This window comes from Photobacterium minamisatsumaniensis, assembly GCF_050336695.1.
GTDB lineage: Bacteria > Pseudomonadota > Gammaproteobacteria > Enterobacterales > Vibrionaceae > Photobacterium > Photobacterium minamisatsumaniensis.
Map to the genome: position 1 here is coordinate 1 of NZ_JAKJSI010000021.1, position 22644 is coordinate 22644.

The 22644-nt window shown below is 48.2% G+C and carries 24 protein-coding genes; 20 read left to right on the forward strand and 4 right to left on the reverse strand.

Annotated elements, in window-relative coordinates; genetic code table 11:
* The first annotated feature begins 126 nt into the window (after nucleotides 1-126).
* The 19 genes from eutS (at nucleotide 127) to L4D78_RS11505 (ending at nucleotide 15963) form a co-directional block, all read left to right on the forward strand.
* On the forward strand, nucleotides 127-477 hold the full coding sequence (gene eutS, locus L4D78_RS11415; RefSeq protein WP_428459343.1) for an ethanolamine utilization microcompartment protein EutS: 351 nt from the start codon (nucleotides 127-129) through the stop codon (nucleotides 475-477).
* Nucleotide 478: 1 nt separating this feature from the next.
* On the forward strand, nucleotides 479-949 hold the full coding sequence (locus L4D78_RS11420) for a EutP/PduV family microcompartment system protein (RefSeq protein ID WP_428467041.1): 471 nt from the start codon (nucleotides 479-481) through the stop codon (nucleotides 947-949).
* 28 nt (nucleotides 950-977) lie between these two features.
* Nucleotides 978-1703 (forward strand): ethanolamine utilization acetate kinase EutQ, encoded by a 726-nt coding sequence (eutQ, locus tag L4D78_RS11425; RefSeq protein ID WP_428467042.1) that lies wholly within the window; start codon nucleotides 978-980, stop codon nucleotides 1701-1703.
* Nucleotides 1704-1705: 2 nt separating this feature from the next.
* Complete coding sequence (gene eutT, locus L4D78_RS11430; RefSeq protein ID WP_428467043.1) at nucleotides 1706-2542, forward strand: ethanolamine utilization cob(I)yrinic acid a,c-diamide adenosyltransferase EutT; 837 nt, start codon at nucleotides 1706-1708, stop codon at nucleotides 2540-2542.
* Complete coding sequence (gene pta / locus L4D78_RS11435) at nucleotides 2529-3506, forward strand: phosphate acetyltransferase (protein ID WP_428467044.1); 978 nt, start codon at nucleotides 2529-2531, stop codon at nucleotides 3504-3506. Before eutT ends, pta begins: the two co-directional genes overlap by 14 nt.
* A gap of 29 nt (nucleotides 3507-3535) precedes the next feature.
* Nucleotides 3536-3859: an ethanolamine utilization microcompartment protein EutM gene (eutM, locus tag L4D78_RS11440; protein ID WP_428459338.1), complete on the forward strand. Its 324-nt coding sequence runs from the start codon at nucleotides 3536-3538 to the stop codon at nucleotides 3857-3859.
* A 16-nt stretch (nucleotides 3860-3875) separates the two neighbouring features.
* The gene (gene eutM, locus L4D78_RS11445; protein ID WP_107348726.1) at nucleotides 3876-4151 is read left to right on the forward strand and encodes an ethanolamine utilization microcompartment protein EutM; all 276 of its coding nucleotides are present in this window, start codon (nucleotides 3876-3878) and stop codon (nucleotides 4149-4151) included.
* A 50-nt stretch (nucleotides 4152-4201) separates the two neighbouring features.
* Complete coding sequence (locus tag L4D78_RS11450; RefSeq protein WP_428467045.1) at nucleotides 4202-4498, forward strand: EutN/CcmL family microcompartment protein; 297 nt, start codon at nucleotides 4202-4204, stop codon at nucleotides 4496-4498.
* Nucleotides 4499-4522: 24 nt separating this feature from the next.
* Nucleotides 4523-5932, forward strand: coding sequence for an aldehyde dehydrogenase family protein (locus L4D78_RS11455; RefSeq protein WP_428467046.1), 1410 nt, complete (start codon nucleotides 4523-4525; stop codon nucleotides 5930-5932).
* Nucleotides 5933-5934: 2 nt separating this feature from the next.
* A complete protein-coding gene (gene eutJ, locus L4D78_RS11460; protein ID WP_428467047.1) occupies nucleotides 5935-6771 on the forward strand; it encodes an ethanolamine utilization protein EutJ in 837 nt (278 codons plus the stop codon).
* Nucleotides 6772-6774: 3 nt separating this feature from the next.
* A complete protein-coding gene (locus L4D78_RS11465) occupies nucleotides 6775-8013 on the forward strand; it encodes an iron-containing alcohol dehydrogenase (protein ID WP_428467048.1) in 1239 nt (412 codons plus the stop codon).
* On the forward strand, nucleotides 8013-9455 hold the full coding sequence (locus tag L4D78_RS11470; RefSeq protein WP_428467049.1) for an ethanolamine ammonia-lyase reactivating factor EutA: 1443 nt from the start codon (nucleotides 8013-8015) through the stop codon (nucleotides 9453-9455). The genes L4D78_RS11465 and L4D78_RS11470 overlap by 1 nt, the downstream gene beginning before the upstream one ends.
* Before the next feature lie 13 nt (nucleotides 9456-9468).
* Nucleotides 9469-10830, forward strand: a complete 1362-nt coding sequence (locus L4D78_RS11475) for an ethanolamine ammonia-lyase subunit EutB (protein WP_428467050.1) — start codon at nucleotides 9469-9471, stop codon at nucleotides 10828-10830.
* A 13-nt stretch (nucleotides 10831-10843) separates the two neighbouring features.
* A complete protein-coding gene (eutC, locus tag L4D78_RS11480) occupies nucleotides 10844-11734 on the forward strand; it encodes an ethanolamine ammonia-lyase subunit EutC (protein WP_428467051.1) in 891 nt (296 codons plus the stop codon).
* 13 nt (nucleotides 11735-11747) lie between these two features.
* Complete coding sequence (gene eutL / locus L4D78_RS11485; RefSeq protein WP_428459330.1) at nucleotides 11748-12404, forward strand: ethanolamine utilization microcompartment protein EutL; 657 nt, start codon at nucleotides 11748-11750, stop codon at nucleotides 12402-12404.
* Nucleotides 12405-12415: 11 nt separating this feature from the next.
* Nucleotides 12416-13756: a 4Fe-4S dicluster domain-containing protein gene (locus L4D78_RS11490; protein ID WP_428467052.1), complete on the forward strand. Its 1341-nt coding sequence runs from the start codon at nucleotides 12416-12418 to the stop codon at nucleotides 13754-13756.
* 37 nt (nucleotides 13757-13793) lie between these two features.
* On the forward strand, nucleotides 13794-14342 hold the full coding sequence (locus tag L4D78_RS11495) for a BMC domain-containing protein (RefSeq protein WP_428467053.1): 549 nt from the start codon (nucleotides 13794-13796) through the stop codon (nucleotides 14340-14342).
* 178 nt (nucleotides 14343-14520) lie between these two features.
* Nucleotides 14521-15624: an ethanolamine utilization protein EutH gene (eutH, locus tag L4D78_RS11500; RefSeq protein ID WP_428467054.1), complete on the forward strand. Its 1104-nt coding sequence runs from the start codon at nucleotides 14521-14523 to the stop codon at nucleotides 15622-15624.
* Nucleotides 15625-15762: 138 nt separating this feature from the next.
* The gene (locus tag L4D78_RS11505; RefSeq protein WP_428467055.1) at nucleotides 15763-15963 is read left to right on the forward strand and encodes a hypothetical protein; all 201 of its coding nucleotides are present in this window, start codon (nucleotides 15763-15765) and stop codon (nucleotides 15961-15963) included.
* Between the two features lie 40 nt (nucleotides 15964-16003).
* Here L4D78_RS11505 and L4D78_RS11510 read toward each other — a convergent pair whose 3' ends face one another.
* From L4D78_RS11510 to torC, 4 genes are all read right to left on the reverse strand, one after another.
* Complete coding sequence (locus tag L4D78_RS11510) at nucleotides 16004-16570, reverse strand: hypothetical protein (protein ID WP_428467056.1); 567 nt, start codon at nucleotides 16568-16570, stop codon at nucleotides 16004-16006.
* Nucleotides 16571-16828: 258 nt separating this feature from the next.
* Entirely contained in the window at nucleotides 16829-17482 is a 654-nt protein-coding gene (gene torD / locus L4D78_RS11515) for a molecular chaperone TorD (protein ID WP_428467057.1), read from the reverse strand.
* Between the two features lie 208 nt (nucleotides 17483-17690).
* A complete protein-coding gene (gene torA, locus L4D78_RS11520) occupies nucleotides 17691-20222 on the reverse strand; it encodes a trimethylamine-N-oxide reductase TorA (RefSeq protein ID WP_428467058.1) in 2532 nt (843 codons plus the stop codon).
* Between the two features lie 75 nt (nucleotides 20223-20297).
* Nucleotides 20298-21464 carry a pentaheme c-type cytochrome TorC gene (gene torC / locus L4D78_RS11525; protein ID WP_428467059.1) on the reverse strand — a complete coding sequence of 389 codons (1167 nt, stop codon included), beginning with the start codon at nucleotides 21462-21464 and terminating at the stop codon, nucleotides 20298-20300.
* 201 nt (nucleotides 21465-21665) lie between these two features.
* Here torC and torR point away from each other — a divergent pair, with 201 nt between their 5' ends.
* A complete protein-coding gene (torR, locus tag L4D78_RS11530; RefSeq protein ID WP_428467060.1) occupies nucleotides 21666-22379 on the forward strand; it encodes a two-component system response regulator TorR in 714 nt (237 codons plus the stop codon).
* Nucleotides 22380-22644: the final 265 nt, after the last annotated feature.

Genomic DNA, 22644 nt, shown 5'->3' on the forward strand with positions numbered 1-22644 from the left:
CGATCATATTTTATCTATAACTCTAATAATTATTACGATCAAAAAATAGTTATGTGATGAGTGTTTCATAAAAGCAATGAGCATAGGTGTAGATTGATTTAGTGTTTTTATACTAAGTGCCCACACATGTTAGATCTATCATCTGGTAAAGAGCGGATTATCCAGGAGTTTGTTCCGGGTAAACAGGTTACGCTTGCCCACCTTGTTGCCAATCCAACTGAGGAGTTGTGTGAGCGAGTCGGGGTTGAGAGCAATGGAGCTATTGGGATATTGACGCTAACACCAGGCGAAACATCCATTATCGCCGGCGATATCGCAACGAAATCTGCAAATGTAAATATTGGATTTTTAGACCGTTTCTCAGGTGCTTTAGTTATAACCGGCAGTGTTGCATCGGTCGATGAGGCGTTGAATACAGTTATTTCTGTACTTAATACCACTTTGTCTTATAACACCTGCGAAATAACTAGGACCTAACATGGATAACCAGAAAATATCGAATATTGCTTTTATTGGTGAGGTTGATGCCGGTAAATCAGCACTTATTAATAAAATGCTAGATCAGGAAACTAATACTGGAAAGACGCAGGCCGCTATTTTTTATCAAGGCAGCGTTATTGATACACCGGGAGAGTTTGTCGATAACCGTTCTTGGAATGGTGCATTGCTGTCGACAATCTCGACGGTAAAAACAATTGTGATTTTACAGCCTGCTGATGCGAAGCGTGTCAGTGCGCCGAGCGGCTTATTACGAGTATATCCGAATAAGAATATTGTCGCGGTGATCAGCAAGGCTGATGTTGAGAGTGCTGATTGTGAAAGGGCAGAGCGCCTATTGAAGGGGCAGGGGATAACCGGACCTTATTTCCGCACCTCTATTTATGATCCTTCATCGATTGACCAACTCTATGAGCACTTACTTTCTCTTCAGCCAGTAAATGCTGAGTGAAACCATTCTAATTGCAAGGGAAGCGGTAATGAAACAGTTAATTTCTGCTGCAGATATACGTAAAGCAAAAGCGAATAAGAAGTCTTATCTGGTTGTGCCGGTAACGCAGTACATCATTACGCCAGAAGCGCGTGATGTAGCCAATGTCGAAGGTATTGAGCTGCTCAACGCTGAGCCGTGTCATCAACAAGCTGCACTACAACCGGAAAATGCAGCAAGCGATCAGATTTTGCCAAAAGTAAAGGAAAGTGGCGCAGAAAGCTCAAACCTGTTAGCTGCCAAAATCCAGTCTGAGATTGAGTCGAAGCTCACACGCGTCGACAGTGATCAGAGTGCGTTGATTAAAGAGCTGATCAGCAAGGCATTGCAAGACTTTGGTGTACAGGCACCGCCGTCGGCACGGCAAATTAATGATGACGGCATTGTTCTGGTACGAGGCAGCGCGGTTCAACTGGGTGAGTTTGATGGTGCGCCTGGCAAGAATATCGGCCTAACGGATGTTATTGGTGCCCAAGACAATAGCAACATGGGCGTCGGTTACATGGGCTGGGAGAATGCTTTCTTCCCTTGGACCCTATGCTATGACGAAGTCAATGTGGTTTTGGAAGGGGAGTTTCATGTGAAGACGGCCTCTGGGACCACGGTTGGCAAGCCGGGTGATGTCATTTTCATTCCTAAGGGAAGCACGGTGGAGTTCGGTACTCCGACCCATGTGCGCTATGTCTACATTACTTACCCTGTTGAGTGGGCGTAATCATGGACAGCAAAGCCACGCCTGCCTTTATTACTGAAGATTACTTACGCCTGCATGTTGGTTTACGTGCTGGCGGTGAGATCTTTTTGCCGGTAGGGACCCGCTTTACACCCGCAGCCCAGCAAATGGTTACTGAACGGCAAATTACGGTGAAGTGGCGTAGTGACAATGGACAGGTGTTTTCGAGCCGAGAAGGTGAGGCCCTAGAACCTGCCGAGCAGGTACATCCATTGAAAACTAATAATGTACGCCCTGAGAATGCGTGCGTGATGTGCGGATCGCATATTGCCGATAAGCCGGCATTAATGACCCATTTGAATGACCAAGTGCTCGTACCGAAAACCCATCCGCGGATTGCATTACGGGGAAAACTCGATAGCTGCATCTGTTTTTGTGTTATGGCGCAGTGTGCACTGGAAGGGCAGCCTGAACTGCTCAAAGGCTTTATGGCTGATATTCGCTCTTATCTCGGGCAAGTGTTGCAGGCTGAAGTGACCGAGCAACAACTGCCGTTGCCGAGGCTTGGCAGCTTTGACGCCGATGAGGTGCATCGCTGGTCGCACAAGCCACTGGCTTACTTGGGCCATGATCATTTATTGCCCGATGCGTGTTACGGCCACACTGTTGCCCAGCTGAATTACCTGCGTGCCTTGGTTCGCGAGCTTGAGTTAATTGCTAGTCAGGTCTATCTCGATGACAGCATGCAGTTGAGCCGAAATGACATTGTGGCGGGGTTAAAGCGGCTGTCCAGTGTGGTTTACGTCGTGATGATTTTGGTATTGCAGTGTGAAAAAGGCCATCAGGCCATCCTCAAGGAGTTGGGCCATGAAGTTGCTTGAAACTTGCCGGGAAGCCTGTCGTAAACAACCGAAGCGCATCGTTTTCCCTGATGCTGAGGACGTACGTCTACTCCATGCTGCCAATGAGATGAAATTGGCGGGATTGGCTGAGCCTATTTTGCTGGGTAACCCGTTCCGGTTGCGTGATATGGCTCATCGTAGCGGGATAGCTGTGCCTTGTTTGACATTACTGTCGCCGGAGTCGGCTGGGTGTTTTGATGAAATGGTCGCCAGTTATGTGAGCCGCCAGCGCAAGCCTATCACTGCTGAGGAAGCGGCAACCCGGCTCAAGCAGCCATTGGATTTCGCCATGATGATGGTCGCCCATGGATACGCCGATGTGTGTATTGGCGGCAACGTATCGACAACGGGTGATGTGATCCGGGCAGCTATTCGCGGTGTGGGCATTGCCCCTAACTCCAAAACGGTATCGAGTTTTTTCCTGATGCTCTCACCGGATGGCCAAGCCGTGCATGCGTTTTCTGATGCCGGGGTGATCCCGTTGCCGACGGCTGAGCAGCTGGCTGATATTGCGATTGATACCGCCGCAAACTTCGCCCGGCTTACTGGCCAAACACCACGGGTAGCCATGCTGTCATTTTCCACCAAGGGGAGTGCAGAGCACCCTACTGTAAGTAAAGTGACCGAAGCGACAGAGATGGTGCGCCAGCGCTGTCCGGACATGATCATCGATGGTGAGGTGCAATTTGACGCTGCCATCGTCCCTGCGGTTGCGGCGCAGAAAATGCCGAATAGCCCACTCGAAGGGCAGGCAAATGTGTTTATTTTTCCTTCGCTTAACGCCGGCAATATAGCCTACAAGGTTGCCCAGCGGTTAGGCGGATATATGGCGTTGGGGCCGATGCTGCAAGGCTTGGCTTCACCGGTACATGACTTATCTCGCGGCTGTAGTGCGAACGATATCGTTGATATTTCGGTATTGGCTTCATGTCTGTGTCGATAACTTTAAAAACAAATGTTGAGGAATAGCTAATGGAAGCGTTAGGCATTATTGAAACCAAAGGACTGACTGCATTGATTGAAGCATCTGATGCGATGGTTAAGGCCGCTCGCGTGCAGTTGGTGGGGTACAAGCAAATTGGGTCAGGCATTGTTTCAGCGATGGTACGCGGTGATGTGGCGGCTTGCAAAGCGGCAACAGATGCCGGTGCTGCAGCCGCTCAACGTCTAGGCGAAGTGGTTGCAGTTCATGTGATCCCTCGTCCGCACGGCGACTTGGAAGCAATCTTCCCAATCACTACGGAAGTAGAAGAAAAAAAGGCACCAGCAACTAAATCACGCACTGAAAGCAAATAATCCAAGGAGCAGTTAAATGGACGCATTAGGAATTCTAGAAACCAAAGGGTTGACCGCACTTATCGAAGCATCGGATGCGATGGTCAAGGCTGCACGCGTGGAGCTTGTTGGCTATCAGCAAATCGGCTCTGGTTATGTTACCGCATTGATCCGTGGTGACGTGGCATCGTGCAAAGCAGCAACAGATGCGGGCTCAGTTGTGGCCCAACGTTTGGGTGAGTTAGTCGCGGTCCACGTGATCCCTCGTCCTCACCAAGATCTTGAAAAAGTATTCCCGATCACGGTGAAGTAATGGTTTTCCCTTGGCATGTGCTAAGGGGAGCCGCAGCATGAGGAGTTCGTATGCGCATCGCGAAAGTTATAGGCCATGTTATTGCCACCGTCCGCAGCCAACATATGCGGATGGATAAGCTCTGTTTGGTGGAGTTTGTCGATAAGCAAGGTAACGGCATGGGTGAGATCCATATTGCGATGGATCAGCTTGGAGCGGGCGAGGGCGAGTGGGTGATGGTGGTCTCGGGCAGTTCGGCCCGGGCAGCTTACGGTGATTTGCAAACCGGCTCACCTGTTGATCTTTGCGTGGTGGGGATCATTGATGAAGTCACCGCGTCACGCGAACAGCTTTATCGGAAAATTTAACCGGTTGCATGGAGTAGATTCATTATGGATCAGCAGCAAATAGAAGAAATTGTCAGACGTGTTGTCATGCAACTCGATATGACTCAAAACGGCACGTCTTCTGATTGCGGGGCCGGTGATTACGGTATCTATCCAACGCTAGATGGTGCCGTTGCCGCCGCGAAACAGGCTCAGAAACAAATTCATTCACTGGCTTTGCGTGACGAGATGATCCTAGCTATTCGCAGAATGGCTAAAAAGCACGCCAAAGAGCTGTCTACCATGGCGGTAGAAGAAACGGGTTTTGGCCGTGTTGAAGACAAAATTGCCAAGCATCTGCTGGTTGCCCAGCGTACCCCGGGGACCGAAATTTTAGCCCCGCAGGCGGTATCCGGCGATGCGGGAATGAGCTTGATGGAAAATGCCCCATGGGGCGTCATTGCTTCTGTCACCCCGAGCACCAACCCGTCCTGTACGGTGATCAATAATGCGATCAGCATGATTGCTGCGGGTAATGCAGTGGTATTTGCACCGCATCCAGCAGCCAAGAAAGTGTCACAGTACGCGATCCAACTGGTAAACAAAGCCAGTGAAAGTGTCGGTGGCCCGGCCAATATCTGTACTACGGTGGCGACGCCGTCGCTGGAAAATGCCCAAGCCCTGTTCTGCTATCCGGGGATCGGCCTGTTGGTGGTTACTGGTGGTGACGCCGTTGTCGATGCGGCGCGCAAAGTTACCGATAAACGTCTGATTGCTGCCGGTCCGGGTAACCCGCCGGTGGTAGTGGATGAAACGGCTGATCTGCAACGTGCTGCAATTTCTATCGTGCAGGGGGCCTCATTCGATAACAACATCGTTTGTGCCACAGAGAAAGAAATCATTGCGGTTGCATCGATTGCCGACAAGCTGAAAGCCTGTATGTGCCAGCATGGTGCGTTTGAGTTAAGTCCAGCGCAAGCTGAGTCAGTTGCCCGTATCGTGCTCAAAGGGTATCCCGGTGAGCATCCTTCAGCCGATCCTAAATGGGTTGGACGAGATGCGGCCAAGATTGCCGCTGCCGCTGATATTCAAGTGCCTGCTGATACTCGCCTGTTGGTATTTGATGCGGATAAAGATCATGTCTTTGCCACGACTGAACAAATGATGCCAATTATTCCATTGATCAGGGCCCAGCATGTCGATCAGGCCATTGATTGGGCGGTGGAGCTTGAAAACGGTAATCGACATACCGCGGCGATTCATTCGAAAAATATCGATGTACTCACCCGCATGGCCTTTGAAATGGACTGTAGTTTATTGGCCAAAAATGGACCTGCGATTGCGGCAATAGGCGCTGGTGGTGAAGGCTGGACAACCATGACGATTTCGACCCCAACCGGGGAAGGGGTGACGAATGCGTTGACTTTCACTCGTAAGCGCCGTTGTACCGCTGTTGATGCGTTCAGGATCGTATAGCTATGACTAGTTTGCTCGAACATGTTAACCAACACCTATTGCTCATTGACGAGCTGGTCAATGACGAGTCCCCAGTGTCAGCACCAGACCAGTGGTATGTCGGTATCGACTTAGGGACGGCGGATATCCAGACCGTTGTGATCGATGGTCGTGGCCTTCCTGTCGCCGCTTTTCTTGATTGGGCCGATGTGGTCCGGGACGGGGTGGTTGTGGATTATGTTGGTGCTTGCCGGATTGTGCGGGAGCAGTTACGAAAAGTTGAGCAGAAGCTTGGTGTGGCCGTCGAGCAGGCAATCACTTCATACCCACCGGGTACGGATCCACGGATCTCTATCAATGTGGTGGAGTCTGCCGGGGTGTTGGTGAGCCATGTGATTGATGAGCCAAGCAGTGTTGCAGAGCTGCTGCAAATCCAAGAGGGGGCGGTGATCGATGTCGGTGGCGGTACCACGGGCACTGCCATTATCGCCAATGGCGAGTTGGTCACCTCGCTTGACGAACCGTCGGGTGGCCGCCATGTCAGCTTGACGATTGCCGGCGGGCTAGGGGTTGAGGTGGATGAAGCTGAGCAATATAAGCGACGTAGCCATGAAGACCCACTCGTTGCCACTATGGCTAAGCCGGTCATTGAAAAGATGGCAGACATTGTGAGTGAGCATTTGGCTGGCCATCATCCGACCGCAATGTATTTGACCGGTGGTGGCACCTTGATTGCGGGCTTTAGTGATATTTTCCGTAAGGCATTCCCAACAATCAATGTGGTTGAGTTTTCAAGGGCCTTGTACCTGACGCCACTTGCTATTGCGAGCTATGGCTTGATGTTGGAAGGTAAGGAGTAAGCTATGAGCGTGTCACAAGCCGATGTTGCCGCGATTGTTCAACAGACCCTGACGCAATATCGTCCTCACCGTGGTTTTACATTCCGCTCACCTGCCGTCACGGTGACGGGTGGATACTGCGTCAACCAATTAGGGGATGTGCTTAAAGAGCTTGGCGCGTCAAACGTTCTGCTGGTAGCCGACAAGCAGGTGTACCAGCTTGGTCTAACGGCAGGCTGTGAGACGGCAATTAAACTCTCCGGACTTTCCCTTACGCTGTTTACCGATATTGCCGGCGAGCCGGATAGTGATTGCTTGAAGATGGGGAGCGACACCCTCAAGACTTGCGGTGCCGATTTTGTACTAGGCGTTGGTGGTGGTTCGGCATTGGACGCCGCCAAAGCCATTGCCGTTATTGGTGATTACCAAGGAAAACTGACTGACTTTAAAGTGGGTGGAATAGCATCAAGGCGAGTCGGCCTAGGCGCGATCCCGACAACGGCGGGAACGGGCTCTGAAGTCACCGATATTACCGTGATTAAAGATTTGGCGTTAGGTATCAAGGTGCCGGTCAAAGGTCCAGCTTTAGTACCTGATATGGCCCTTATTGATCCTGCCCTGATGCTGGGGGTACCTGCTGAAATCACCGCCGCGACGGGTATCGATGCGCTTACCCATGCTATAGAAGCCTATATTTCTCGCTATTCCAATCCACTATCAAAGGCGTATGCCTATCACGCAATTGAAGCCATTAGCAAAGCACTACCGGTAGCCGCAGGCTATGGCCAAGACATTGATAAGCGGTATGACATGGCAGTTGCAGCCTATAAAGCAGGCTTGGCATTCAGTAATGCCGGGTTGGGGCTAACCCACGCTATCTCTCATCAGATTGGTGCCCGGTACCATCTTGCCCACGGTGTCGCCAATGCCATCTTACTACCGTATGTAATGGCTTTTAATGCCCTTAGCTGTGAAGCCGAGTTAGCAGAAGTGGCCAATGCACTGGGTGTTGGGCGTGATTCCATGACACCGCGTGAACGCTGTAGGGCCGCAGTGTTGGCGGTTCGCCAGTTGGTGATGGATTTGGGGCTGCCGACATCACTTGCCGACGTTGATATTGCTAAGCGGGATATTCCGTTGCTGGCGGAACAGGCGATGAAAGACATCTGCCTACAGGGCAACCCAAGAGATGTGAGGCCTGCGCAGATCTCAGGATTATTGCAGCAAGTTATTACCGGTACCTTGCCGGAAGGATATTGCTGATGGATAGAAAAGTTATCCATAGTGTCGGCATCGACATTGGCACAACGACCACCCAAGTGATTTTTTCTAACCTGACGGTGGTTAACCGTGCGCCTGCATCTCAGGTTCCGGTCTATGAATTTATCGAGCGTGACATCGTATATCAGAGCCCGGTTACCTTCACACCGATTAACCATCAGGGCACGATTGATGCGCTTGGTCTACAGCAATTTATAGAGCAGCAAATTGAACTTGCTGGCTTAGATTCCGGCGGTAAAGCAGGGGAAGGGGTGGAAACCGGCGCGATTATTATTACCGGAGAAACGGCAAAAGCGCATAACGCCCGTGATGCCATCATGGATTTGTCACAACGGCTAGGTGATTTTGTGGTTGCGACCGCTGGGCCCAACCTTGAATCGGTTATTGCAGGCCGTGGCAGTGGTGCTCAGGAGCTTGCGCAGAACGGTCACCTTAAGGTGATGAATATCGATATTGGCGGTGGTACCTCCAATTATGCGGTGTTTGACTGTGGCCGGGTTGTCGAGACTGCTTGCCTCAATATTGGCGGTCGTTTGGTGGAGCTAAACGACAACGGTGACGTGGTGTATGTCCATAAACCAGCAGTGGTCGTGATGCAGGATCTGTTCGGGGAAACCCTACATCCGCGCCAGATCACGGCAGATCATCTCAAGCGAATAATTGATCGCATGGCGGATCTGATTGTTGAAGTCATGGAGGGGCAGTTATCACCACTGGCCATCCAACTGCTGCAAACATCTGGCTTATCAGAGCACAAGGATCTTGATGCTGTTTTCTTGAGTGGTGGCGTTGGAGAGTGTTACTACCATGCGGATAACCCCGCACAGATAGGCAGCTTTGGTGATATTGGGCCTCAACTTGCACTTTCATTGCTGCGTCATGGCCGGTTGGCCCATTATCCGGTGCGCCGTCCAAACCAGACATTACGTGCCACGGTGATTGGTGCCGGGGCATATTCACTGACGCTATCGGGTTCAACCATCTGGCTTAATTCAGCCGAGTTGCCACTTAAAAATATTCCAGTGGTTCACCCAGCTGTGGACTGGCAACAGCCGCAGCCTGAAATATGCGATCAAATTGTGATTGCTGCCGAGCGAATGGATCTAGCCATTGGCTGCGATCGCTACGCGATTGCCCTCGACCGTGGAATGCCAATCCGATACCAGACCGTGCAGCATGTGGCGGCTGAACTAGCCCGCTTCTACCAGCAGCACGGTAACCATCAGGATCCGGCATTTGTCATTGTACATAACGATATCGGTAAAGCGTTGGGGATGGAACTACAGCCTCAGCTGCATCCGCTACCTATCACTGTCATTGATGAAGTGATCACCCATGAGGGTGACTATATCGATATTGGAAATAGTTACTTCGGCGGGGAGATTGTGCCATTAACTGTGAAATCTCTCGCCTTCCCGTCTTAAAAGGAGTTGTTACATGAAGTTAAAAACCCACCTGTTTGGTCAAACTTACCAATTCAGGGATGTAAAAGATGTACTTGCTAAAGCGTCAGATCTTCGCTCGGGCGATATTTTGGCGGGCGTTGCGGCGCATACGGCGCAAGAGCGAGTCGCGGCTAAACATGTGCTGTCGGAAATGACATTGAAGGATTTGCGTGAAAATCCGGTTGTCAGCTACGAAACCGATTTGATCACCCGGATTAATCAAGACAGCTTGAATCGCACTATGTTCGAGAAAATTCAGAACTGGACGGTGAGTGAGCTGCGTGAGTACGTACTCAGTGATGTCAGTAACGAAGACATGCAACGTCTGCGCAAAGGCTTAACCGCAGAAATGGTGTCAGCCGTTGGTAAGCTGTGCTCGAACGGTGACTTGATGTATGGCGCCAGTCAGATGCCAGTGATCACCAAGGCCAATGCGACAGTCGGTTTGCCTGGGCACTTTAGCTGTCGCCTGCAGCCAAATGATACCCGTGATAACGTCAATTCTATTCTGGCCCAAACCTATGAAGGTTTAACCTATGGTTGTGGCGATGCGGTGATTGGTATTAACCCGGTGACAGATAGCGTCGAAAATACCACCCAGATGCTAAATGCAATTCAAGATGTGATCACTAAGTGGAATATTCCTACCCAGCCTTGTGTCTTGGCGCACATAACCACTCAGATGGAAGCGGTTCGCCGGGGAGCACCTGGGGGCTTGTTATTCCAAAGTATTGCTGGCTCAGAAAAAGGACTGGCGGAATTTGGTGTGAGTGTCGACATGCTCGACGAAGCCTATGAAGTTGGTAAGCAGTACTGCAATCTGGCTGGCGAGAACATGATGTATTTCGAGACCGGGCAGGGATCTGAACTCTCTGCCGATGCCCACCATGGTGCCGATCAGATGACGATGGAAGCGCGATGCTACGCATTGGCACAACGCTATAACCCTCACTTGGTGAACACCGTTGTTGGCTTTATTGGTCCTGAATACCTCTACAACCACCAACAAATTATCCGTGCCGGGTTGGAAGATCACTTCATGGGTAAACTGTCGGGAATACCGATGGGATGTGATGCGTGTTACACCAACCACGCCGATACAGATCAGAACTCAAACGAAAACCTAGTGACTCTTCTGGCAGCTGCTGGGGTTAACTTTGTTATTGGTATGCCGCTTGGTGACGACATCATGCTGAATTACCAAACCACTTCGTTCCATGATACCGCCACTGTTCGACAGCTATTGAAATTGCGACCGGCACCGGAGTTTGAAGCGTGGATGGAAACCATGGGCTTTATGGAAAATGGCAGGTTAACCCGCAAGGCGGGCGACCCATCAGTTTTCTTCAAATAAGGGGTAGCTAGGAATGAACGAACAGAAGATTCAGGATATTGTCGCCACCGYACTTGCACAGCTAGGTGAAAAAGATGTCAGCCCGGCTACGGTCACCAAGGTGGTTGATGCACAAGTCACACAACAGAGTAATAACAGCACTGAGTCGTTACCTGATTTGGGTGATAAATGCTTTAAGAAATGGAATGGCATTAGTGAGGCTGCTGATAGCAAAGTCATCGATGATTTGATGTCGCAGACAGATGCTCGGGTGGGGACTGGACGTACAGGCCCACGTCCAAGAACAACCGCGCTACTGCGATTTTGGGCCGATCACTCACGTTCGAAAGATACGGTGATTAAGAATGTCGAATCGTCATGGCTGCAAGAGCGCAACCTGATGGAAGTTCAGTCTTGCGCAGCTGATAAAGATGTTTACCTAACCCGCCCGGATCTTGGCCGCAAACTCAATGATGATGCCAAAATGCTGATTCGTGATAACTGCAAAAAAGCGCCACAGGTACAGGTTGTGCTGTCTGATGGGTTAAGTTTGGATGCCGTAACTGTCAACCATGATGAAATCCTTCCACCACTGATCAACGGTTTGAAAAATGCCGGACTGGATGTCGGCACGCCTTTCTTCCTGCGTTACGGCAGGGTAAAAGCACAAGATGAAATTGGCATGCTGCTAGATGCTGAAGTCAACCTGCTGCTAATTGGAGAGCGTCCGGGGCTAGGTCAGTCAGAGTCATTAAGCTGTTATGCGATCTACAAGCCAACAGAAAAAACGGTCGAGTCAGATCGCACCGTAATATCAAATATTCACGCTGGGGGCACACCACCGGTGGAAGCGGCGGCGGTGATCGTCGATTTGGTAAAAACCATGCTGGCGCAGAAAGCCAGTGGCATTAACTTGAAGCGCTAAGAAGGAACGAAGCATGGCAATTTTAGACAAAATTCAACCATCAGTATTGGCTACCCGTGTGATTGCCTCGGTCGATCCGGTTTACAAGGAAAAAATGGGGCTTCAGCCCCATCACAACAGTATAGGTATCATCACATCTGATTGTGATGACGTGACCTATTGCGCCTTGGATGAAGCAACCAAAGCAGCAAATGTAGATGTGGTTTATGCCCGTTCATTTTATGCCGGTGCTGCGCACTCATCTGGCCCGACATCCGGTGAAGTGATCGGTATTTTGGCTGGTGGTTGCCCGGCAGATGTCATTGCAGGCCTAGAACGAGCCAAAGCGTTTATCGAAGACGAAGCGGCTTTCCAGTGCGCTGATGAAAATGGTGATATCGCTTTTTTTGCCCATTTGGTGTCATCAACAGGCAGCTATCTATCCGCCGAAGCCGGGGTAGAGCAGGGCGAAGCTCTAGCTTATTTGATTGCTCCTCCGTTAGAAGCAATGTACGCCCTGGATGCAGCTTTGAAAGCCGCTGATGTTCAGTTGGTGAACCTGTTTGCGCCACCATCGGAAACTAACTTTGGTGGCGGTCATTTGGCTGGTTCACAAGCCGCGTGCCGAGCAGCGTGTGATGCGTTTGAGGCTGCCGTGCTTGATGTTGCTCGAAACCCAATAGCTAACTAGGTGAGGTAGATGTGGAACCGTTATTGAACCTGGTTCAGCAGGGCGGCGTCGTTGGTGCGGGGGGCGCAGGCTTCCCGACCTACGTCAAACTTGATTGCCAAGTTGAGCTGGTGTTGGCCAACGGCGCTGAATGTGAGCCATTGCTGTATAAGGATCAGGTCTTGATGCAGCAGTGGGGACATGAGCTGTGTGGCGGGATGCTACTGGCCATGAAGCAGGTCGGTGCGGCACGCGGGATCATTGGCATTAAAAAGAAAAATGCCGATACCATCGCGATACTGACCTCCTTGCTGCCGGCCAATATCGAATTGCTGCTGATGGATGATGTTTATCCTGCTGGCGATGAAGTTGAACTGGTTTTCCACGCTACGGGGAAACGTATTCCTGCTGGTGGATTACCGAAAGATATCGGGGTGATGGTTAATAACATTGAATCCTTTATCAATGTTTTCCGTGCAGCAAACGATCAGCCTGTGACAGAAACAATGATCTCCGTTCACGGTGAGGTTTCCTCGCCGTATTCGGCGTGGTTACCCATTGGCATGACTTACCGTGAGGCCATTGCACTTGCCGGTGGAATGATCCGTGAGGACTGTGTCGTTGTTGAAGGTGGCCCGATGATGGGCTCGATAACGACTGATTTAGATAAGCCGATAACGAAAGTTTCCAGTGGTTTACTGGTGTTGCTGAAAAGTTCACGGATAGCACGGGTCAAGTTGCGCAGCGAAGCTGATCTTCGTCGGATAGGTAAGGCAGCGTGCGATCAATGCAGCTTGTGTACTTCCATGTGTCCCCGGAATTTGCTGGGTTATCCAATTCAGCCACATCTGGCGATGCGATCGCTTCAGGTTTCAGGTAGCAATAACCAGAGCTTTGCCTTAGCGGCGCAAGCCTGCTGCGAATGTAACCTTTGTACGATGTGGTCGTGTCCCGAGGGGCTGGATCCTAGTCGGGTATGTGCCACTACCAAGCGGGCACTACGTGAGCAGCAGCAATGGCAATCACCAGCAGAACTACAAGCCAAAACGACGGATGTGCATCCATTACGGGAATACAGGGGCGTGCCGACTAAAAGGCTTGCCCGGCGCTTGGAGTTAAGCCAGTACATGGAAACAAAAGCAGCTTACCGCTCAAGTGATTATGTTCCGGAAGTGGTTTCAATTCCGTTGGCGCAACATATAGGGCTACCTGCACAAGCCATTGTTAAAGAAGGTGAAACGGTAGTTAAAGGGCAGATGATCGGCCAACCTGCACAAGGCGGGCTCAGTACCGCTGTACATGCCAGTATCTCAGGTATCGTTGCTTCAGTCGATGATTCTATCGTCATTAACTATCAGGCAGCCACTGAATAGGTGGCTTAATGCAATTAGAAATAGATTGGAAAAACAAATGTTAAACGCAATTGGCTGTATTGAACTCAACTCTATTGCTCGGGGCTACTTGGTTGCAGATGCGATGCTAAAAGCGGCCAACGTAGAGATTTTATTTAACCGTACGATTTGTCCTGGCAAGTTTATGGTTATGGTGAGTGGGGATGTGGCTGCGATTAATGCCGCAGTTGAAACGGGGTTACAGGTTGGCGGAGGTGAGGTGATAGATGATCTTATCATTGCGAATGTTCACCCGGATGTGTTTCCAGCCATTGCAGGAACCCGCGTTGTCGAACATACCTCAGCGCTGGGTATTGTTGAAACATTTTCTGTTGCGGCGATTGTTGAAGCGGCTGATGCGGCAGTCAAGGCTGCCAATATTGAACTGCTAGAAGTCCATATGGCAATGGCTATCGGCGGTAAAGGCTTTGTCACCCTGACCGGTGATGTGGCTGCAGTACAAGCGGCGGTAGAAGCAGCCGCCGACAGAATTAGGGATAAAGGCGTGTTGGTCGACAAGGTGGTGATTGCGCAGCCACGTAAGGAGATTTTAGAAGGAAAAATTTAACCTGCGAATAACCAAACAGTAGCGCCTATCAAGCGGTATTTCACCCGAGTCAGGCGATTTAATACGTTCCATTTTTTAGCCGTATGCAGTTGCGTAGGGCGGGCTTCTTACACCTTTAAAAAAGTAGCCAGCACTTGTAACTGATGAAAATCATTATTTGGGAAAAGGAAGGTACATCATGAATGACATTATTTTATACATTATGGTGGGCTTTATGGTGTTGGGTGCAGTAGATAAAGTACTCGGCAACCGTTGGGGCTACGGACAGCAATTTGATGAAGGCTTCATGGCAATGGGAGCTCTAGCATTAGCGATGGTTGGGGTTGTGAGTTTAGCCCCGGTTTTAGCCAACCTGCTAAGCCCCGTTGTCGTGCCGCTTTACACTGCACTGGGGGCCGATCCAGCGATGTTCGCTGGTACATTATTGGCTAACGATATGGGAGGCTACCCACTGGCGCAAAGTATGGCTGAAACCGAAGCTGCAGGCTTATTTTCAGGCTTAATCCTTGGTGCAATGATGGGGCCGACATTGGTATTTACCATTCCAGTTGCTTTGGGGATCATTCAGAAAGAAGACACTAAGTACCTTGCCCGCGGGGTGCTAATCGGTATGACGACCATTCCAGTCGGTTGTTTTGTGGGTGGCTTGGTAGCAGGCTTTGATATGGGGATGATCCTCGGCAATTTAGTGCCGATTGTCATTGTGGCCGGTTTGATTGCCGTAGGTCTATGGCTCAAGCCAGAAGCAATGATCCGTGGTTTTGAAGTGTTTGGCAAAGGTGTAATTGCTGTTATTACTATTGCGCTGGCTGCGATCGTGGTTGAAACGTTAACTGGGGTTGTATTGATCCCGGGTATGGCTCCGATTTCCGATGGTATCGAAATTGTTGGCGCCATTGCCATTGTATTGGCCGGGGCATTCCCGATGGTTCACTTTATTACCAAGCACCTAAACAAACCGTTGATCAAACTCGGTAGTTCGATGGGGATGGGAGAAACGGCTGCTGCAGGGCTCGTGGCGACCATGGCTAACAACATCGCGATGTTTAATATTTTCAAAGATATGGATAACCGCGGTAAGGTCATCAATGTTGCCTTTGCGGTGTGTGGTTCGTTTGTTTTTGGTGATCACCTTGGTTTCACCGCGGCGGTAAATAGCGACATGATTTCGGCTGTAGTCGCGGGCAAATTAGTCGGTGGTTTAAGTGCCTTAGTACTTGCGGTATACGTGACACGTAACATGATTGATGAACCAGACATGATTCCAGTAAACCAATCATAGTGTATAACTGTGCTTAATTTAATATAGAGGGGTAGCAGAGATGCTGCCCCTTCTCTTTGGCATAATGTAAGCCCTAGCATTACTTCTATACTTATTATACAAGCCAACTGTTCTCAGTACGGTTTGAAAGGAGAGGTTATGGCAGCGAAGCATTGGAATAAGGAACGATTAGAACAGGGTGAATTCGTTCAGCATGAAAGTATGAGTATGCATGATGGTATTGCGATCTGGTGCGACTGTTGTGTCTGTGAGGCGGAACCTTACTGGGTGGAAGTCGCTGAAGAGATGGGGATTAATTTGAGTAATTATGATGAATCTGCGTCAGACTTGAATAAATAGGATGCTTCGCGACATTGAAGCATCCTATCTGAAAATCGGCTTACTGAAGTGTTTCAATCAGCGTGTTTAGTTCTTTAATTAAGGTTTCAGTATCCGCATTATTCTTTTTCATTGCGACAAAAGTGTCTTTTTGAAGCTTCTCTTGCATACCCATAAGCTCTTCATCAGAAAGAATAGATTCGCGTTGCATTGCCATCGCTTTTTTCGCATCAGCAAACTCTTTGATTAACGCACTGCGCTCTTCTTCGCTGGTGGCTTCGTCGCGGACCTTTACTTGGATTTCTTGAGCCTTTTCTATAAAGGTATTTGGATCGTAACCAATTTCATCAGCTTTTTTCTGATAGGCCTGTTCGAAGGCTTTTGCTTGTTCAACTAGTTCAGGATTTGACTGCATTGTTTGTTGGCGAATACTGGTTAAGTCTCGCTGAATTGCATTAATACGCTGGGTTGCTTCTTGCTGGCTAGCAACCGTTTCTGTCGCGACATCACTGGCATTTACCTTAGGGGCAAGGCTGAACATCGCCAGAAACATAAGCGGTAAAGAATATTTGGCAAATGTACGGGCTAGGTTAGGGGATTGAGCTAAGCGTGTTTTAGTATTTTGCATATCAGAACCTTTATAATAATTGGTACTTACCCGTTGGCAGTCAGTTATATCAAATTGAGTTACCGTCGCGGGTCTATGCAATGTATACAAGCGTTCTACTGCAATTGTCAGTAGATTGTCATGAAGCCTTGACGATTGCTGAACAGGCTAAGGTTCAAACGGCGGATATAAAAAAGCCGGCAATCCATATGCCGGCAATAGGAGATAGTGATTTGACTCGCCAGCTAGTGCTGGTCGTGTTCTGTTTATCTCTTGGAATTAAGACTCATCACTGGCTAAAAAAGCCGCATCAAGCTGACAGAAAGCGACAAGTACATTGGCTGCAGCAGCATAAAAACCAAAGTTATCACGCGATTTTGCAGCCTTTACGAAAGTTGGTAGCCAATTAAGCAACATCGTATTAATAAACTTGAGCTGAGCCTGCATTAGCGATTCAGCCTCTTGCTCAGAGTTTTTCTGATTCGCCATTATGATCAAGTTACCCATGAAATCGAGTTCAACAGCAAGGTGATCGGCTGGCTCATTGAATTCTTTTCGCTGAGCTATATCGTACTCATCCATTAACTTGTTCATGTCTTGGGCTGGTTTGTCGTTCAACAAACCGCTTTCACCTACATACATGGATGCATAAGGCAATGCACCAGATTTTGGAGTACTTAAAAATAGCCCACAAAAGTCTGCCGCGAGTTCAAGCTGTGCGTCTTCACGTTCCTCTAATCGCTTCAAAGCATCACGTAATTGATCTACAGGTTGCTTTAATTCTGCCGTCATTGCCAAACCAGAAAGGAAAGTGACCATATCACCACTTTGGTATTGCTCAATATCTTGTTCTGTTAGTTCACGAGCAAATAGTGATGACATCCACCAATAAATTTCGGCACGTTGTTCGTTGAAAGCAATGAATTCTTTCATTTTTACTCCAAGTAAAGGCATTACGGCCTGTGGTGTGAGGGTTAAACCTGTGTCTCAGCCGTAGAGTGAAAACATATTCAGATAAAATTATTAATGCTAATTGATAATTATATGTGAATAGATTTTATGTGCATAATTTTCAAACTAATTTTCAAACAAAAAGTGTAGTCAGGGGCACCCCTGACTACATTATTAATTGTTAACTCACTTATTCAAGATCCATTGCTGGGAATAGCGGGTTAATATCGGTTACTTCAGTTGGGCCATTGAAGCCTGTTACAGCAGGAACTACACCTGTGTATTTTTCAATGTTAACCAATGTTGAAGACGCAGTCGTTGCCTGAGCCAGTTTTGATGAGCCAATATCTTGAGTCAGTACATTTGGATCGCCATAAGTACAAATTGTACCTGGTTTACCACCTTCTAGTGGGCTGTACCAAGCACCTTCATGGATACGACAGACACCTGCCATGAAGTCGTCAGTTACGACAGCACCAGCGAGTACTTCACCACGGTCATTGAAAGCGCGAACGATATCACCAGATTTGATGCCGCGTGCTTTTGCATCTTCAGTGCTGATGTAGATAGGTTCACGATCAGCGACTGAGTATGTCGCACGGTGCTCAGTTGATGAACAAAGCTGTGAGTGCAGACGGTGTTTAGGGTGTGTGCTCTGTAGGTTCAATGGGAACTGTTGAGAGCGTGGGCCACCGTGACTACGTTCTGTCTTTTCGAACCACATTGGGTGACCTTGACAGTCGTCATAGCCCATATCAGCAATGGTCTTACAGTAGATCTCGATAAGACCAGAAGCGGTACCTAGCGGCTCAAGATCAGGTTCGTTACGGAATGACTCGTGACGTACCCACTCTGAGCCTTCAGGGAACTCAATGAAACCTTCTTCTTCCCAGAATTTTTTGAAGTTAGACATACGAACACCGATACCACGGCCTTGCAGGCGAGCACCGTTGTAGATCTCTTCAATCCATTCCATTTGTGTTTTACCGCCAGTGAAGGCCTCTTCGCGGCCATAACGGCGGCAAAGCTCACGGAAGATTTCAAAATCATCTTTCGATTCATACATTGGTTCCACAACTTTAGGCAGTGCGATAATACCTGCGTTAGAGTGGTTACCGTATTGCTCGATATCGTTACGCTCGTGAGTTGTCGTTGCTGGCAGAACAATATCAGCAAAACGACATGTAGCTGTCCACTGGGTTTCAACCGAAACAACGGTTTCAAGCTTGCGCCATACCTTGATCATCTTGTTACGATCTTGGTGGTGGTGGAATGGGTTGTTACCACAGAAGATTGCCATTTTCATTTCTGGATAGGTAATACGATGGCCATAAGCATCGATAGTCTTACCTGGGTTTTCGATACAATCGACAAAACGTGCTACAGGGATGTAAGTCGAGTAGCCTTTGTAAGAGCCATTGTGAATAGGAGCAACGCCCGTTACACCACTAAAACCAGACATTAGCGGACCGTTTGATGTAACAGAACCCGCGTCATTGTAGTGCCAGCCGAAACCGAAGCCACCACCAGGTAGACCAATTTGGCCAAGCATAGCGGCAATAACAACCAGCATCCAAGCGTACTGCTCACCATGCTCCATGCGTTGTAGACACCAGCCACCGATAATCTGAGTACGGCCAGAAGCCATCTGACGTGCAAGTTCACGGATAGTATCAGCTTCAATACCACAAATTTTCTCAGCCCACTCAGGTGTTTTTTCTACACCATCTTTCTCACCAGTTAGGTAAGGAACAAATTTGTCGAAACCTGTAGTGTAATCTGCAACGAATTCTTTGTTGTAAAGGTTTTCGCGATATAGCGTATGCGCGATGGCCAGCATTAGAGGAACGTCAGTTTGCGGGTTTACTTTGATTTGCTCGCCGCCAACAATTTTTTGCGTCTCAGATTTTACTGGGTCAATGTAGATCACTTTGATCTCATTGTTTTTTACTTTTTCAGCTAGCTGATCATAGTACTCGACAGGACTATGGTCTGGTACTAACCAACCAACTTGAAGGTTTTTAACTGGGTCGGAACCCCAGATAACAATGGTATCTGAATGTTCTAGAACTAGCGGCCAAGATGTTTGCTGTTCATATACTTCCATTGCACCAGCAACGTACGGAAGGACTACCTGTGCAGCACCTGTCGAGTAGTCACCCATTTTACTTAGGTAAGTACCGTGAAGGCCAATAGCACGCATCATGATGGTACCTGCAGAGTGCAGTTTACCAACCGACTGCCAACCAGTGTGACCAGCATATAGTGCACTTGGGCCGTAGTTATTCTGAACACGTTCCATTTCGTGATAGAAGAAGTCTAAAGCTTGCGACCAAGGAACACGAACGAATCGGTTATCACCACGTTGAGTGGTGTCTGACTTGTAGCCATGCTTCAGCCAGTCGATACGAACCATTGGGTATTTAACACGTGCAGGGTTATAAACCACTTCACGTACACCATTGATCATGGTCGTTGGGTTTTTATCTTTTTCGAATGGAACTGTGTCTACCCATACGCCATCTACAACTTTTGCACGGAATGCACCCCAGTGAGAACCTGAAAGTACTTCACCGGTGAAGCTAGCTTTAGTGTCTGTTGCAGCCATAGCTTGGCGCGGAGCAAGTAGGCTTGTACCTACGACAGAAGCAGCACTTGCTGCAACCATGCCAGACAAAAAGCGACGGCGTGAAATGCCTTTATTTAGAATTTGAGTCGCCATAATCGTTAGATCCTTAAATTTGAATTCTTTTTAGCTGGGTGGTGGAATCCGAATGATTCCACCACCCAATCAGGATTAATGCGCGCCAGCGCCGCCAGTGTCGTTAGCGTGGTTCTGAAGGTACTTAAGAAGCGTACGCTCTTCAGTTTTGCTTAAACGGTAGTAAGCACTCATTGCATTCAAGCTGGCAATCCAACCATTCGCACCGAAGTGGTCTGGTGTTGGTGCTGCATGACAAGCCGTGCAAGTTGCACCGTACATGTCATCTGCGTAGTTCCAGATAGGTTGGATATCATCGATCATGTCATCAGCAGTGATCCAAGCTTCAACAGTAACGTTCTGCCAAACAATGTTTGTCGCGCTGTCTGTTAGCTCTTCAATCAATTGTTCGTTTTCTTTAACTTCGCCGCGGATAGTTGCTTTAAACACGCGCTTACCCATGTACTCAGTTAGCACTCGACCACGGCCTTCTTTTTCTAGCCAGCCGTTGATTTCAACTTTAAGCATGTCGTTGTCACGCTCAAGAACGGTTACTTCAGAAGCAGGAAGTAGGTTACCTGAAACAGTGCCGTTAGCATCAGCTGTTGCGAAAAGGTCTTTTTCACCTAAAGAGTAAAGTTTTTCAGCTGTAGCACCTTGAGATTTCGCCTTTGCTTGTAGTACTTCGAAGTCTTTCTGGAAACCGCCTGCCATGTTTGGTAGTTCGTGAGCAATACCTTTGTGACATTCGATACAGTTCATGTCTTCAGCTGCTGCTTGCTTCATTTCAAAAGCAGCTTGAGCTGATTGTTTGCTGTGATCCATATCATCGTAAGAGTGGCAGCTCTTACATGTTTTCGAGTTTTGTTTGCTCATACGATCCCAAACTGTTTGGGCCATGCCTAAACGGTGGTCTTCGAACTTTTCAGGTGTATCAATTTTTCCAGTTACGAAATGATGGTAAAGGTCTTTCGCTGCTTCGAGTTTACGGAATACTTTGCCAGGAAAATCTTTTGGCTGGTGGCAATCAGTACATGTCGCTTGAACTCCAGAAGCATTCTTGAAGTGGATGCTTTCTTTATATTCCTCGTAGTTCTGTTCCATGGTGTGACAAGAAACGCAGAACTCAATAGTAGAGGTTGCTTCAAAGCCCTTATGTACGACAAATGTACCAGCCAAAGTAATGCCAATACCGGCCAAAACCAATGCAATGATTGGATATTTGCTGCTTGGCTTGATTAACTTTTGCCAAAGTTTTTTCATAGTGGAAGATTCCATTTAAGTATGTATGTCTGCCGTAAACTACGGTGACGTATAAATTTTTATGGTTTAATCTTAATGTCACGATATGAATAACGATAAGGGCGGCAATGAACAGGGTTTTCATTTTTATGAAAAATTGTGAACAGCCGTCTGTTATGCTAAGTTTTAAAAGAACAGTAAATAAGACATAAAGAGAATAAAATGAGTCACCATGTACTTGTTGTAGAGGACGAGATTGTTACCCGAACGAAGCTAGTTGGGTACTTTGAAAACGAGGGATATAAAGTCAGCCAAGCTGAAAGCGGTGCCCAAATGCGTGAGGTGATGGCCAGCGAAAAAGTCGACCTCGTTATGCTTGATATCAATCTACCTGGTGAAGATGGTTTGATGTTAACCAGAGAATTACGCAGCCGGTCTGAAGTGGGTATCATCTTAGTTACAGGCCGCACTGATAGCATTGACCGTATTGTTGGTTTAGAGATGGGTGCCGATGATTATGTAACTAAACCGTTTGAGTTACGTGAGCTGCTTGTCCGAGTGAAAAACCTGTTGTGGCGCATCTCTCTGGTTGAAAAGGCGCGTGATGAGACCATGGTTGAGCTGCAAGAAGACAGTATTATCCGCTTCGGTGATTGGCAGTTCGATATAAACAAACGTGCGCTTACTCATAATGGCGTGCCTGTAAAACTAACTAAGGCAGAATACGAATTATTGGTCGCGTTCTCCTCGCACCCTAACGTTGTTCTTAGCCGTGAACGCATATTGAACATGCTAAGCCATCGAGTTGAAGCGCCGAACGATAGAACCATTGATGTGCTCATTCGTCGTATGCGATCAAAGATGGAAGTTGACCCTAAGAACCCACAGATTTTTGTGACTGTTCATGGTGAAGGCTACATGTTTGCGGGTGACTAATTAACCGTCATGCATACAAGGTCAGTTTGAAATAAACTGTAATATTTAGGCCGGTATATCCACTATACCGGCCTTTTTCACATCTAAGAATCGGACCTTTTATTGATCTTAGTCAATAAATGTTAATTGTTATTAATAAGTTAAATGTGATGGTGATCATGCTTTGTAGGTTACTAGAATGTTCATTTGAGCTTTTTAACTTATAAATGATGAATTTCGCTCAATTTTTTAACTAAATTAACCTGCTGCTTTTGAGTGTTTTTAT